The organism is Peribacillus sp. NJ11 (assembly GCF_030348405.1).
Classification (GTDB): Bacteria; Bacillota; Bacilli; order Bacillales; family DSM-1321; genus Peribacillus.
Window position 1 is genome coordinate 1,080,305 of the sequence record NZ_JAUCFO010000001.1, and the last position, 13,975, is coordinate 1,094,279.

At 45.2% G+C, this 13,975-nt stretch carries 11 protein-coding genes, 2 tRNA genes, 3 rRNA genes and 1 other RNA gene; all 17 read right to left on the reverse strand.

Going from position 1 to position 13,975, the window contains the following annotated elements:
* Position 1: 1 nt before the first annotated feature.
* The gene (gene holB / locus QUF86_RS05315; protein WP_483313625.1) at positions 2 to 1,006 is read right to left on the reverse strand and encodes a DNA polymerase III subunit delta'; all 1,005 of its coding nucleotides are present in this window, start codon (positions 1,004 to 1,006) and stop codon (positions 2 to 4) included.
* An 8-nt stretch (positions 1,007 to 1,014) separates the two neighbouring features.
* Entirely contained in the window at positions 1,015 to 1,455 is a 441-nt protein-coding gene (locus QUF86_RS05320) for a YaaR family protein (protein ID WP_289314109.1), read from the reverse strand.
* Positions 1,456 to 1,479: 24 nt separating this feature from the next.
* Positions 1,480 to 1,809, reverse strand: coding sequence for a cyclic-di-AMP receptor (locus QUF86_RS05325; protein WP_061440312.1), 330 nt, complete (start codon positions 1,807 to 1,809; stop codon positions 1,480 to 1,482).
* Positions 1,810 to 1,909: 100 nt separating this feature from the next.
* On the reverse strand, positions 1,910 to 2,551 hold the full coding sequence (tmk, locus tag QUF86_RS05330) for a dTMP kinase (RefSeq protein WP_289333752.1): 642 nt from the start codon (positions 2,549 to 2,551) through the stop codon (positions 1,910 to 1,912).
* 39 nt (positions 2,552 to 2,590) lie between these two features.
* A complete protein-coding gene (locus tag QUF86_RS05335; protein WP_289333753.1) occupies positions 2,591 to 4,045 on the reverse strand; it encodes an aminotransferase class I/II-fold pyridoxal phosphate-dependent enzyme in 1,455 nt (484 codons plus the stop codon).
* A gap of 240 nt (positions 4,046 to 4,285) precedes the next feature.
* The gene (locus QUF86_RS05340; protein WP_289314112.1) at positions 4,286 to 4,504 is read right to left on the reverse strand and encodes a sigma factor G inhibitor Gin; all 219 of its coding nucleotides are present in this window, start codon (positions 4,502 to 4,504) and stop codon (positions 4,286 to 4,288) included.
* Between the two features lie 208 nt (positions 4,505 to 4,712).
* Positions 4,713 to 4,828, reverse strand: a 5S ribosomal RNA gene (gene rrf / locus QUF86_RS05345).
* Positions 4,829 to 4,892: 64 nt separating this feature from the next.
* Positions 4,893 to 7,825: ribosomal RNA gene (locus QUF86_RS05350) — 23S ribosomal RNA — on the reverse strand.
* A 103-nt stretch (positions 7,826 to 7,928) separates the two neighbouring features.
* Positions 7,929 to 8,004, reverse strand: a tRNA-Ala gene (locus QUF86_RS05355).
* A 16-nt stretch (positions 8,005 to 8,020) separates the two neighbouring features.
* Positions 8,021 to 8,097, reverse strand: a tRNA-Ile gene (locus tag QUF86_RS05360).
* 116 nt (positions 8,098 to 8,213) lie between these two features.
* Positions 8,214 to 9,764: ribosomal RNA gene (locus QUF86_RS05365) — 16S ribosomal RNA — on the reverse strand.
* Together the 16S, 23S and 5S rRNA genes with 2 tRNA genes alongside form the textbook arrangement of a ribosomal RNA operon.
* 354 nt (positions 9,765 to 10,118) lie before the next feature.
* Positions 10,119 to 10,388 (reverse strand): pro-sigmaK processing inhibitor BofA family protein, encoded by a 270-nt coding sequence (locus QUF86_RS05370; RefSeq protein ID WP_375090815.1) that lies wholly within the window; start codon positions 10,386 to 10,388, stop codon positions 10,119 to 10,121.
* A 108-nt stretch (positions 10,389 to 10,496) separates the two neighbouring features.
* The gene (locus QUF86_RS05375; RefSeq protein ID WP_260288908.1) at positions 10,497 to 10,715 is read right to left on the reverse strand and encodes a YaaL family protein; all 219 of its coding nucleotides are present in this window, start codon (positions 10,713 to 10,715) and stop codon (positions 10,497 to 10,499) included.
* Between the two features lie 20 nt (positions 10,716 to 10,735).
* Positions 10,736 to 11,332 (reverse strand): recombination mediator RecR, encoded by a 597-nt coding sequence (recR, locus tag QUF86_RS05380; RefSeq protein ID WP_289314114.1) that lies wholly within the window; start codon positions 11,330 to 11,332, stop codon positions 10,736 to 10,738.
* Between the two features lie 60 nt (positions 11,333 to 11,392).
* Positions 11,393 to 11,710: a YbaB/EbfC family nucleoid-associated protein gene (locus tag QUF86_RS05385; protein WP_053348895.1), complete on the reverse strand. Its 318-nt coding sequence runs from the start codon at positions 11,708 to 11,710 to the stop codon at positions 11,393 to 11,395.
* A 21-nt stretch (positions 11,711 to 11,731) separates the two neighbouring features.
* Positions 11,732 to 13,420, reverse strand: coding sequence for a DNA polymerase III subunit gamma/tau (dnaX, locus tag QUF86_RS05390; RefSeq protein WP_289333754.1), 1,689 nt, complete (start codon positions 13,418 to 13,420; stop codon positions 11,732 to 11,734).
* Between the two features lie 182 nt (positions 13,421 to 13,602).
* Positions 13,603 to 13,867, reverse strand: an RNA gene (gene ffs, locus QUF86_RS05395) — signal recognition particle sRNA large type.
* Between the last annotated feature and the right edge of the window lie 108 nt (positions 13,868 to 13,975).

Genomic DNA, 13,975 nt, shown 5'->3' on the forward strand with positions numbered 1-13,975 from the left:
ATCATGATCCCTCCTGCAAATTCAGCACAAGCTGTTCCATCAACAGCTGTGGATTCGTGTTGGACATCAGCTTCCTTTTTGCTTCCAAAATACAACCCATATGTTCAGCAAGGCGTCTTGGGGAAAGATGAAGAGCGTGAGTTTCAAATTCCTTCAGTTTATTTTGGAACACAACGAAGTCCTTTTTGTCCAACTGAATGTATAATAAATCCTTATATATAAGAAGTAACAAATCAAGACCTCTGTCAACCTGTTCTCTTTCTTTAAAGTGTGCAAACCAATCCGTCTGAAGGTACAACAATGCCTTCAAGGAATTAAGTTTTAACACTTCATATAATTTTACCACTATTTTTTGAGCTTGTACAAACCATTCATCATGACTAAGCTCGATTCCGGCTTCCACATTCTGTGTTATATGCGAGATTACCGAGGCAAGCTGTGGTTCTAAATCATGTTCCATCAGCTTCCGTTTCACATTCTCCGGGGATAATGGCTTAAATGAAATCACTTGGCATCTTGATAATATGGTCGGTAGAATCCTCTGAATCTGTTCAGTCATCAATATGGCAACGGTATCGGCCGAAGGTTCTTCTAAAAATTTCAATAGACTGTTGGCGGCCCCCACCGACATTTTGTCTGCATCTGCAATCATATAAACCTTTCGATCGGCCTCTACGCTTTTTTTCGAAAATTCTTCTTGGAGCCCCTTAATTTGTTCTTTCTTTATCGAGAGACCGTCTCTCTCAATCAAATGGACATCAGGATGATTCCCGCTTGAAATCCGTTTGCAATTCCGGCAAAGTTCGCATGGCTTATAACCTGCTGTCGGGGCTTCACATAGTAAGCTTTTGGCAAAGGTCTTGCTTATATCTTGCTTACCTGTACCTTTTTCCCCTTCAAATAAATACGCATGAGCCACTCTGTTCTTCATTATGCTGTTTTGCAGCATCGTCATTACCTGCGGCTGAATTTGACTCATGTCCTGCCATGTTTTATCCAAAACCATCAACTCACTTAAGTATATAAATTAATCAGAAGCCCTTTAATTTCACCTATCATTTCCAATATTTCAAGCGAGCTTTTTTCTTTATTAAGAATTTCCTCGCTTAACTGAACTAGTCTTGCATCTATCGTTTCCACGGTTTTCAACGGCCGGCTCTGTCCAAATTGGTTCCAGCTCGTGGATTGCTTCAGTTCCAGTCCATATTCAACAGCTTCTTTTACAAACCGTTTCACCAATGCTTTATATTTTGCCAATTCCCTAAAAGTACGTGACCTCACCAAACGCTGGCCCGCACCTTCAATATCGCCTATCAAACGGTTTAATGTTTGGATTTGCATCTTTTGATCCTGTGTTTGGACCATTTGTTGAAATCTCCCATTTCCGGTTTGAAACTGTTTGGCATCCTGTCGGGATTTATCAAGCTTAATAGGGATATCATGGTTGATTTTCATAATGAACCTCCCTGCAACTAACCGTTAAAATTGTAAAAAGTTTTCGACCGGCAGTACAAAAATGGTCGCACCGCCTACTTGAATCTCCACTGGATAAGGTACATAGGACTCGGCATTCCCGCCCATCGGTGAAACCGGTGATACTAACTGGGATCGTGACTGGCAATTCTGTTTGATGATCTGGATGGCTTGATCAACACGTTCATCCTCGGTGCCAATCATAAAGGTCGTATTACCTGATTTTAAAAACCCGCCAGTGCTGGCTAGCTTGGTTGTTCCGAAATTATTTTCCACTAATTCATTCAGCAGGCGATGACTATCCTTGTCTTGAACGACAGCAATGATCATTTTCATTCTCATCATCCTCCGGTTACTCTGAATTTTTCCTAACTCCATTATAGCAACTAGTCTTTGCCTGGAATAGTATTCGGTTGAATAATATGGAAACCTATATTCATTTTCCAGCTTTTTCTAAAAAATCTAACAAACCTGCTTTCGTTTCTTCAAAAACTTCATCAATTGTCCCGCCTGCATCCACGATAATGAAACGGTCTTTCCATCTATTTATAATGAACTGATACCCGTCACAAACTTTTTTATGAAAATCCAGGGCTTCAAGATCCAGCCGGTTCACTTCCCGTTCTCCATTGGACTGGATACGCCTCAATCCTTCTTCTGGGTCGATATCAAAAAAGAACGTGGCATCCGGCATCATATCTCCAATTGCGAATTTATTGATATTATAAACCTCTTCAATATCCAAGCCCCTTGCATGGCCCTGATAGGCTAGAGAACTATCTATAAATCGGTCACAGAGGACAATTCCCCCTCGTTCCAACTCCGGCATGACCACTTCCACTAAATGCTGACGTCTTGCAGCTGCATATAATAAAGCCTCTGTTCTCGAATCCATAGCTGTATTATCCTTATTAAGGATCACTTCCCTAATTTGTTCTGAAATGGGGACTCCTCCTGGCTCACGCGTTAATAGCACTTGGTAGCCTTCTTGTTGCAGAGCCTTGCCAAGCATTTGGGTAATTGTTGTTTTCCCAGCACCCTCGGGCCCTTCCATTGTTATAAAAATACCGCGTTTCATCGATGTACCTCCAAGGTTCTTTGTTTGTAGTATATCATTTTAACCAGCCTGCCCGCTTTCATAAACGATCAACTCTCCGTTTGAAAGGGAGGAACCGCCATGAAACCTTGATCCCAGTTCAAGCAGTCTCCTTAAATTGGTTATATGCTCCGGAGTAATCATTTCCCCGGACATAATTAAAGGGATTCCCGGCGGATAAGGAATCACCATCTCCGCTGAGACCTTTCCTATTGCTTTCCTTAATAGAACAGGTCTCGACTTACTATGCTTCATGACGGAATATGGCATTTCTAGACCTGTCATTGACCTTCCTTCAAGCCAGCTAACCCCAAGATCTGCTTCCCCGTTTCCGGTTCTGTCTTTAGTGGCACTTTTTATATTTTGAACGATTTCATGAAAAGGAAAATCGGTACTCATTTTTAATAAGGGTAAAATCATCAATAAATTATTAGGATCAGCTAATTCTGTAAAAATGCCTTTTGTTTCACATAGCTGCTGTAACTCAAACCCACTTAAACGACTTGTTGATTGAATGACTACTTTCAATGGGTCTGCTGAAGTACCTAGTGGTGCCTCCAGCACCCTTACTGTTTGTAGGGAACCTAATTCCCCTCTGAAATCTGATATCTTTTTAATAAGGGATATTTTATCTTCTGATGTAAAAGCGGCTAAGTAGGCCCTGGCTAAGTCGAGCGATCCCATAATCGGGTAGGATGGACTGCTCGACTGAAGCATTTGTAAATAGAATGATACTTGATCCACATCAACTAAGGATGAATTGACATGAAGATACGACCCCATCGTCATAGCCGGCAGTGTTTTATGCGCTGAATGGACAACGGCATCTGCCCCTGCCAAGATGGCTGTTTTAGGAAACGGACTCCCTAACTGAAAGTGAGCGCCATGTGCCTCGTCCACCAGCACCGGGATTCCCTTTTGATGTGCAAGTCTAACCATTTCCGTCAAGTCTTCACCAAGACCATAATAATTCGGATAGGTTACAACGATGGCTTTTACATCTGGATGGGCACTCAAGGCTTTTTCAATTAATTTTGATCCTACACCGCCAGCAATGCCCCATTTCTCATAAAAAACCGGTTGTAAAAAAATAGGTTGTACATTCGCTAACATCAATCCATGTAAAATTGATTTATGGCAATTTCTTTGGACAAGCACCTTATCACCTTCGCGGCAAGTAGCAAGAATCATCGCAATGTTACCTACGGTTGACCCGTTAATCAGAAAATAACTCCTCTTTACTCCATATAATTCAGCGAGTAGTTGCTCGGACTTTAAAATCGCTCCCTCTGGAGCATGCAGGTCATCTAAACCGCTTAGCTCCGTGGCATCTATACCAAGCAGTGGGTTATACAACGCTTGGCCCTTTTCACTAAATACCCAACCATTTTTATGTCCTGGGACGTGCAGGGATATTGGCCTTTTTTTATAAAAAGCACTCATTGCATCGAACAATGGTGTCTGTGATTGATTCATTTATCTCTTCCCTCAAATCATAGTATTCCTTCATTTTATCAAATAAGTTCAAATTTATCTCATATTGCTTCGACAGAAAGGCAATTATATATCTCCCAACAGTCTGTTTGGAGGGAACCTACAGAAACATGCAGCTTGTTGCCAAGCATTCTTCTAAAGTACTAAAAAAAGAGTCAGAGAATAAAGAAAACAATCCATTTCTTTATTCTCTGACTCTTCAACTTTCCATAAACTATTTTTTCATGAAAATATTTCAGGATTAGTGATTTTTCTTAATTGCTTTAAGTAATATTTGTACTTGGGATCGTTCGTATCCGTCCCGATCATATCCCTTTCGCATTCCTCACAAATAAAAGTCGTATATAGATGTATTCCCAGTCCTTTTATTTGTTCACAAACCACGCACGATTCCCCTGCCGTTGTTTTGATTGTTGTTGTTCCCAACATCTCCACCTCCATACCTGCATTCTCCCCAAAAACCATTGTTCGCATACATTAATTTAAATAGTTTAAGAGAACCCGGGATGCTTTTAACAATGTATGATGAAGATTTTCATTACGTGTATGTCTTTATAAAAGTTTCCATAATTGATAAACCCTTCATATCCAATGGTTTTTCTTTTCATTAAGCAAAAAAAGACCAGCCAGATGGCTGATCTTAGAAATGGCTTGGCGGCGTCCTACTCTCACAGGGGGAAACCCCCAACTACCATCGGCGCTGAAGAGCTTAACTGCCGTGTTCGGAATGGGAACGGGTGTGACCTCTTCGCTATCGCCACCAAACAATAAAGGAACGTTGTTCCTTCAAAACTAGATAATAAGAAGGTATTTCATTTTTTATAAAGCGTTGGTTAAGTCCTCGATCTATTAGTATCAGTCAGCTCCACATGTCGCCACGCTTCCACCTCTGACCTATCAACCTGATCATCTTTCAGGGATCTTACTAGCTTGCGCCATGGGAAATCTCATCTTGAGGGGGGCTTCATGCTTAGATGCTTTCAGCACTTATCCCGTCCGCACGTAGCTACCCAGCTATGCCTTTGGCAAGACAACTGGTACACCAGCGGTGCGTCCATCCCGGTCCTCTCGTACTAAGGACAGCTCCTCTCAAATTTCCTGCGCCCGCGACGGATAGGGACCGAACTGTCTCACGACGTTCTGAACCCAGCTCGCGTACCGCTTTAATGGGCGAACAGCCCAACCCTTGGGACCGACTACAGCCCCAGGATGCGATGAGCCGACATCGAGGTGCCAAACCTCCCCGTCGATGTGGACTCTTGGGGGAGATAAGCCTGTTATCCCCGGGGTAGCTTTTATCCGTTGAGCGATGGCCCTTCCATGCGGAACCACCGGATCACTAAGCCCGACTTTCGTCCCTGCTCGACTTGTAGGTCTCGCAGTCAAGCTCCCTTGTGCCTTTACACTCTACGAATGATTTCCAACCATTCTGAGGGAACCTTTGGGCGCCTCCGTTACTCTTTAGGAGGCGACCGCCCCAGTCAAACTGCCCACCTGACACTGTCTCCCACCCCGATAAGGGGCGCGGGTTAGAATTTCAATACAGCCAGGGTAGTATCCCACCAACGCCTCCACCGAAGCTAGCGCTCCGGCTTCTCAGGCTCCTACCTATCCTGTACAAGCTGTACCAAAATTCAATATCAGGCTGCAGTAAAGCTCCACGGGGTCTTTCCGTCCTGTCGCGGGTAACCTGCATCTTCACAGGTACTATAATTTCACCGAGTCTCTCGTTGAGACAGTGCCCAGATCGTTACACCTTTCGTGCGGGTCGGAACTTACCCGACAAGGAATTTCGCTACCTTAGGACCGTTATAGTTACGGCCGCCGTTTACTGGGGCTTCGGTTCAAAGCTTCGCTTGCGCTAACCTCTCCCCTTAACCTTCCAGCACCGGGCAGGTGTCAGCCCCTATACTTCGCCTTGCGGCTTCGCAGAGACCTGTGTTTTTGCTAAACAGTCGCCTGGGCCTATTCACTGCGGCTTTTCCGGGCTATTCACCCTAAAAAGCACCCCTTCTCCCGAAGTTACGGGGTCATTTTGCCGAGTTCCTTAACGAGAGTTCTCTCGCACACCTTAGGATTCTCTCCTCGCCTACCTGTGTCGGTTTGCGGTACGGGCACCTTACATCTCACTAGAGGCTTTTCTTGGCAGCGTGGAATCAGGAACTTCGGTACTATATTTCCCTCGCCATCACAGCTCCGCCTTAATGGAAACGGGATTTGCCTCGTTTCCGGCCTAACTGCTTGGACGCGCATATCCAACAGCGCGCTTACCCTATCCTTCTGCGTCCCCCCATCGTTCAAACGATGTATAGGTGGTACAGGAATATCAACCTGTTGTCCATCGCCTACGCCTTTCGGCCTCGGCTTAGGTCCCGACTAACCCTGAGCGGACGAGCCTTCCTCAGGAAACCTTAGGCATTCGGTGGAAGGGATTCTCACCCTTCTTTCGCTACTCATACCGGCATTCTCACTTCTAAGCGCTCCACCAGTCCTTCCGGTCTGACTTCAACGCCCTTAGAACGCTCTCCTACCATCGACACCTAATGGTGTCAATCCACAGCTTCGGTGATACGTTTAGCCCCGGTACATTTTCGGCGCGGAGTCACTCGACCAGTGAGCTATTACGCACTCTTTAAATGGTGGCTGCTTCTGAGCCAACATCCTGGTTGTCTAAGCAACTCCACATCCTTTTCCACTTAACGTATACTTTGGGACCTTAGCTGGTGGTCTGGGCTGTTTCCCTTTCGACTACGGATCTTATCACTCGCAGTCTGACTCCCAAGAATAAGTATTTGGCATTCGGAGTTTGACTGAATTCGGTAACCCGTTGGGGGCCCCTAGTCCAATCAGTGCTCTACCTCCAATACTCTCATCTTGAGGCTAGCCCTAAAGCTATTTCGGAGAGAACCAGCTATCTCCAGGTTCGATTGGAATTTCTCCGCTACCCACACCTCATCCCCGCACTTTTCAACGTGCGTGGGTTCGGGCCTCCATTCAGTGTTACCTGAACTTCACCCTGGACATGGGTAGATCACCTGGTTTCGGGTCTACGACCTCATACTCATTCGCCCTATTCAGACTCGCTTTCGCTGCGGCTCCGTCTTATCAACTTAACCTCGCATGAAATCGTAACTCGCCGGTTCATTCTACAAAAGGCACGCCATTACCCATTAACGGGCTTTGACTACTTGTAGGCACACGGTTTCAGGATCTATTTCACTCCCCTTCCGGGGTGCTTTTCACCTTTCCCTCACGGTACTGGTTCACTATCGGTCACTAGGGAGTATTTAGCCTTGGGAGATGGTCCTCCCTGCTTCCGACGGGATTTCTCGTGTCCCGCCGTACTCAGGATCCACTCAGGAGGGAACGAAGTTTCAACTACAGGGTTTTTACCTTCTTTGACGGACCTTTCCAGATCACTTCATTTACCCCGTTCCTTTGTAACTCCATGTTGAGTGTCCTACAACCCCAAGAGGCAAGCCTCTTGGTTTGGGCTAATTCCGTTTCGCTCGCCGCTACTCAGGAAATCGCATTTGCTTTCTCTTCCTCCGGGTACTTAGATGTTTCAGTTCCCCGGGTCTGCCTTCAGTACCCTATGTATTCAGGTAAAGATACTGTTCCATTACGAACAGTGGGTTTCCCCATTCGGAAATCTCCGGATCAAAGCTTACTTACAGCTCCCCGAAGCATATCGGTGTTAGTCCCGTCCTTCATCGGCTCCTAGTGCCAAGGCATCCACCGTGCGCCCTTTCTAACTTAACCGTTAAAAAGATCTTACAGATGCTTTGAAAAAAATTAATTGCCTTCTATCTATTATCTAGTTTTCAAGGAACAAGTTGTCCCAATCACAACGTGATTGATTCATTGGTGGAGCCTAGCGGGATCGAACCGCTGACCTCCTGCGTGCAAGGCAGGCGCTCTCCCAGCTGAGCTAAGGCCCCGTTTTGGGAAATGGAATGGTGGGCCTAAATGGACTCGAACCATCGACCTCACGCTTATCAGGCGTGCGCTCTAACCAGCTGAGCTATAGGCCCATTCACATAAATAATAAGCTTCTGCTTCCCAAGCTTATCGCGGGATTACTATTAAATTGAATGAATCACTCATTCAAAACTGAACAAAACAAAAGCGCTCTCGTAATTATCCTTAGAAAGGAGGTGATCCAGCCGCACCTTCCGATACGGCTACCTTGTTACGACTTCACCCCAATCATCTGTCCCACCTTAGGCGGCTGGCTCCATAAAGGTTACCTCACCGACTTCGGGTGTTACAAACTCTCGTGGTGTGACGGGCGGTGTGTACAAGGCCCGGGAACGTATTCACCGCGGCATGCTGATCCGCGATTACTAGCGATTCCGGCTTCATGTAGGCGAGTTGCAGCCTACAATCCGAACTGAGAATGGCTTTATGGGATTCGCTTACCTTCGCAGGTTTGCAGCCCTTTGTACCATCCATTGTAGCACGTGTGTAGCCCAGGTCATAAGGGGCATGATGATTTGACGTCATCCCCACCTTCCTCCGGTTTGTCACCGGCAGTCACCTTAGAGTGCCCAACTGAATGCTGGCAACTAAGATCAAGGGTTGCGCTCGTTGCGGGACTTAACCCAACATCTCACGACACGAGCTGACGACAACCATGCACCACCTGTCACTCTGTCCCCCGAAGGGGAAAGCCCTATCTCTAGGGTTGTCAGAGGATGTCAAGACCTGGTAAGGTTCTTCGCGTTGCTTCGAATTAAACCACATGCTCCACCGCTTGTGCGGGCCCCCGTCAATTCCTTTGAGTTTCAGCCTTGCGGCCGTACTCCCCAGGCGGAGTGCTTAATGCGTTAGCTGCAGCACTAAAGGGCGGAAACCCTCTAACACTTAGCACTCATCGTTTACGGCGTGGACTACCAGGGTATCTAATCCTGTTTGCTCCCCACGCTTTCGCGCCTCAGTGTCAGTTACAGACCAGAAAGTCGCCTTCGCCACTGGTGTTCCTCCAAATCTCTACGCATTTCACCGCTACACTTGGAATTCCACTTTCCTCTTCTGTACTCAAGTTCCCCAGTTTCCAATGACCCTCCACGGTTGAGCCGTGGGCTTTCACATCAGACTTAAGGAACCACCTGCGCGCGCTTTACGCCCAATAATTCCGGACAACGCTTGCCACCTACGTATTACCGCGGCTGCTGGCACGTAGTTAGCCGTGGCTTTCTGGTTAGGTACCGTCAAGGTACCAGCAGTTACTCTGGTACTTGTTCTTCCCTAACAACAGAACTTTACGACCCGAAGGCCTTCTTCGTTCACGCGGCGTTGCTCCGTCAGACTTTCGTCCATTGCGGAAGATTCCCTACTGCTGCCTCCCGTAGGAGTCTGGGCCGTGTCTCAGTCCCAGTGTGGCCGATCACCCTCTCAGGTCGGCTACGCATCGTCGCCTTGGTGAGCCATTACCTCACCAACTAGCTAATGCGCCGCGGGCCCATCTATAAGTGACAGCCGAAACCGTCTTTCCATCTTCTCTCATGCGAGAAAAGAACGTATCCGGTATTAGCTCCGGTTTCCCGAAGTTATCCCAGTCTTATAGGCAGGTTGCCCACGTGTTACTCACCCGTCCGCCGCTAATCTCAGGGAGCAAGCTCCCATCGATTCGCTCGACTTGCATGTATTAGGCACGCCGCCAGCGTTCGTCCTGAGCCAGGATCAAACTCTCCGAAGAAATGTTTGACTTGCTCATTTTGCTTTTTTAATAGTGTGTGCTCACTTAAAATTTAACGTTGGCGCTTTGTTTTGTTCAGTTTTCAAAGAGCGATACTTCGTTGTCCGCTTCATAAGCGACTTTATTATCTTATCACTTAGCTAATCTAATGTCAACATTTATTTCATATTGTTTTTTGATTGAGCATTTGTGATGTCGTTATTGGCGACTCCTAATATATTATCAGGTTAATCGGCTATCGTCAATGGTTAAATCAGTTTTTTTCAAAAAACACAAATGACCTATAAACATGATAAAAACCCCAAGGAGGTATCCATGAGGTTTTCATTAAAGTGACATCGAAGCATATAGCCTTTAAATAATCCAATAACCAATGGCCGCCAAAGCTGCTACTCCTGGTATTCCAAGCAGGCCGGCGACTGCCGAGGTAACAGGGTTGATGGGTACATGGATGCCCGCTTGATTCCCAAGTGTATTCAGAAAGAACAAAAAGGCTGCACCGATGATGATTTTTATAATCCCCTGCCCTATAAACCGGACGGGTCTTAAAGGCGCCCCGATAATGAGAAGCATTAAAATCAGGCCACCAACTACAGCAACAAAGACAACTGGTTCCAAACTCATTCCTCCCCGCAAGCTTGTACTACACTTATATGAACGGATCTACGGATTAAGAACTGAAACAAAAAAATGGCTATGAGGAAAATGCAATCCTTCACAGCCATCTCCTTATCATCTTTTTAAGCGGACGTTCCTTCTTTTAACTTCCCTGAATAAGTAGAAATATTTCACTTCCGCCAGTCTTGCTTGGGCGATTACTTCCTCAGATGGATCAACGCTTTTTTCAAGTAATGATTTTTGATTATGCCAATTCCATTTCAAATGTTCAAGCTCCTCGATTAATGAATCATTGAATTCATTTCGAAGTTTCTTTTTTTTACGAAAGAACAAGTGAAGTCCTCCCAGCTATCTTATATTTCTCTTCTTCCTTCTATTGCTTTTGATAGCGTTACTTCATCCGCATACTCCAAATCTCCGCCAACTGGAAGTCCGTGGGCAATTCGGGTCACTTTAATCCCTGACGGTCTGAGCAACCGCGAAATATACATGGCTGTCGCTTCACCTTCAATGTTAGGATTAGTAGCCAAAATGACCTCCAACACAGTTTCATCTTGCAGGCGCTTTAATAAATCAGGAATATTTATATCTTCCGGACCGATTCCGTCCATCGGGGAAATACTGCCGTGCAGTACATGGTATAAACCACTGAACTCTCTCATCTTTTCCATGGCTATTACATCTTTTGGGTCCTGAACCACACAAATCAAACTTCTGTCCCTCTTTTGATCTTCACATATATAACAGGGATCTTGATCTGTAATATGACCACAGACTGAACAATACATTAGATTCCGTTTGGCATTCACAAGTGCTTTTGCAAAATCCAAAACAGTATCTTCCTTCATGCTTAGTACATGAAAGGCTAATCGAGCAGCAGTTTTAGGCCCAATCCCCGGCAATTTCATAAAACTGTCAATGAGCTTGGAAATTGGTTCTGGATAATGCATCGAATTCCTCCTAAAAATTTCAAAAGAAACCTCCTGAAAGGAAGTTTCTTTTGAACTTGCTTAAAACATACCCGGAAGGTTCATTCCCTTAGTGAATTGTCCCATCGTTTGGTTTGTCAGTTCTTCCGCCTTTTTCAAAGCATCGTTAGTTGCAGCCAGGACTAAATCCTGAAGCATATCTATATCATCCGGATCGACAACTTCCGGTTTGATGATTACATCAACTATTTCCTTATGGCCTGTCACGATAACCGTTACCATTCCACCGCCAGCTGTGCCTTCAATCTTTTTTTCACCTAATTCTTCTTGTGCCTCTGCCATCTTCTTTTGCATCTTTTGCATTTGTTTCATCATGTTTTGCATATTACCGCCGCGCATACCCATTTTCCTTACCTCCAATTATTCTTTAATTTCAAGTAAATCATCGCCGACTAATTTTCTAGCCTCTGCTATAAAGGGGTCTTCTTCTTTTGATTCCGTTTCTTCTGGACCGTCGAACTGCTGTGTTGAGATGAAATCCTCCCGCAACCTTTGCCACTGGCTCTCCGGAACACCAGCGATTTCCATTCTGTGTCCGGTCAATTGCTGCATGATCGAGGCAATCACTTCCACGAAACGGTTATTTTCCATTGCCATTTGACAATGAATATCATATTTGAATTTTACCACAAAAGCTTCAGTTGACGCAGCAACAGGTTCTGCCTCCGTTAATAAAGCTGCCAATGACTTTTGGTTTTGCTGACCTAACTGTTCAAGGACTTCCCCCCACTTACTTTTCACAGCATTAAGACCTGGCTTAGTAGCTTGTTTCAAAACTTGATTGATCTTTCCTGCAGGAGCTTTATACGCCTTTTTAATGGACCTTTGTGCCTTTGCCTGCTCTGCAGGTTTTTCTGTCATGGCTGCTGGAACGCCATTTTTCTGCATTTCCAGTAATTTCTTCTCTAAATCCTCTATTTTCTGCTGCAGCTGTTGAAGCTGCCCATTATCCACTTGATTGGGCCTCTGCTCATTACATAACTTCACAAGTGCCACTTCAAGGAAAATCCTTGGATGATTTGTCCATTTCATATCCTGCTGTGTTTGATTGAAGCTTTCAATAATGGAGTAAATCGATTCAGATGAAATTACTTCTGCCAATTCTTTAAATTGGGGATCTATCAATACACGCTCGAAGGATTCTGCCAGTGCCGGTGCCGTTTGAAACAAAAGCATGTCACGGAAATAATAAATCATGTCTTCTATGAACCTAGCCGGGTCTTTTCCCATAGCTAGCAACTCTTCAAGGACTTCAAGTGCCACCGCTACTTCTTTATCATAAATAGCTTTTGCCAACCGGCTTAAAAATGCCTGCGAAACTGAGCCGGTGACAGTCAATGCATCTTCCATAGAAACCGTATCTTCACTGAAGGAAATCGCTTGATCAAGAAGGCTTAGGGCATCTCGCATCCCGCCTTCAGCTGCCCTTGCAATGATATGCAGGGCTTGTTCATCACATGAAACACCTGTCTCTGCGATGATCTGTGACATCCTGCCAACTATATCTTGAGGCTGAATCCTTTTAAAATCAAACCTTTGGCAACGGGAGATGATAGTTAGTGGAATCTTATGAGGTTCAGTCGTCGCCAATATGAAAATTACGTGCTTCGGGGGTTCTTCCAATGTCTTTAAAAGCGCATTGAAAGCCCCTTGTGAAAGCATATGTACCTCGTCAATGATATAAACTTTATATGTAACCGCGTTCGGTGCATATTTGACCTTATCACGAATGTCACGGATTTCCTCGACACCATTATTGGATGCTGCATCAATTTCTATAACATCTGATATGGAGCCATCAGTGATTCCGCGGCAGGTAGCACATTCGTTACAGGGCTCACTTGTCGGGGCATGCTCACAATTCACTGCTTTTGCAAGAATTTTGGCAGCACTTGTTTTCCCTGTCCCACGTGGACCGGAAAATAAATAGGCATGCGAAACCTTTTGCCCGACCAAGGCATTCTGCAACGTTTTCGTTACATGTTCCTGCCCCACTACATCAATGAATTGTTGTGGCCGCCATACCCGGTATAATGCTTGATACCCCACGGAAATCCCTCCTTTTTTTCTCCATCTTGTTTATTATACATTACTGATTTCCTTAATTTCAAAGTCTAAAAAGAAATTTCATGATTGCCTGATTTTTTTCAAAACGCCAATCAGTTTACCTTCTTGGCATAAAAAAAAACCCACCCGAAACGAATGAGTTTTTTGTTTATGTAAAATAACTGCCGTGCACCTTCTGTCGATTAGCAACCATAAGCGTTACTTAAGCAGTTAGCTCGGCCCAGGCAACCCTGCGGCACATGAGAACTTCCACTTAATGCTGCTTCCTTCCGGACCTGACATGGTTCATGGAGTCCCATTGCGCAGGACCCGGGCGTCAACACCACTTACTTAAGGCAGGCCCTACAGAATGCTAACCTCGAGAAGGGATTCAACCTCGCTAGAGCGGATTGCGAGTACAGGGCACCGCTACCTCCCCGTCTAGCACGGCAAATGTAATACCAATTTCGCAGCGTCATTACGACGCATAATTCATTATACTAAGGTAACAAAAAAAACGCAAGTGTTGTTAACGGAACAGTATGATTCCATTTTTTT

What these genes read in the sequence shown, in the direction of transcription:
- QUF86_RS05335 (WP_289333753.1), bottom strand. Translation starts at nt 4,045, where the DNA reads ATGAATCAATCACAGACACCATTGTTCGATGCAATGAGTGCTTTTTAT.
- recR (WP_289314114.1), bottom strand. Translation starts at nt 11,332, where the DNA reads ATGCATTATCCAGAACCAATTTCCAAGCTCATTGACAGTTTTATGAAA.
- QUF86_RS05320 (WP_289314109.1), bottom strand. Translation starts at nt 1,455, where the DNA reads ATGAAAATCAACCATGATATCCCTATTAAGCTTGATAAATCCCGACAG.
- tmk (WP_289333752.1), bottom strand. Translation starts at nt 2,551, where the DNA reads ATGAAACGCGGTATTTTTATAACAATGGAAGGGCCCGAGGGTGCTGGG.
- QUF86_RS05385 (WP_053348895.1), bottom strand. Translation starts at nt 11,710, where the DNA reads ATGCGCGGCGGTAATATGCAAAACATGATGAAACAAATGCAAAAGATG.
- QUF86_RS05325 (WP_061440312.1), bottom strand. Translation starts at nt 1,809, where the DNA reads ATGAAAATGATCATTGCTGTCGTTCAAGACAAGGATAGTCATCGCCTG.
- QUF86_RS05370 (WP_375090815.1), bottom strand. Translation starts at nt 10,388, where the DNA reads ATGAGTTTGGAACCAGTTGTCTTTGTTGCTGTAGTTGGTGGCCTGATT.
- QUF86_RS05340 (WP_289314112.1), bottom strand. Translation starts at nt 4,504, where the DNA reads ATGGAGGTGGAGATGTTGGGAACAACAACAATCAAAACAACGGCAGGG.
- holB (WP_483313625.1), bottom strand. Translation starts at nt 1,006, where the DNA reads ATGGTTTTGGATAAAACATGGCAGGACATGAGTCAAATTCAGCCGCAG.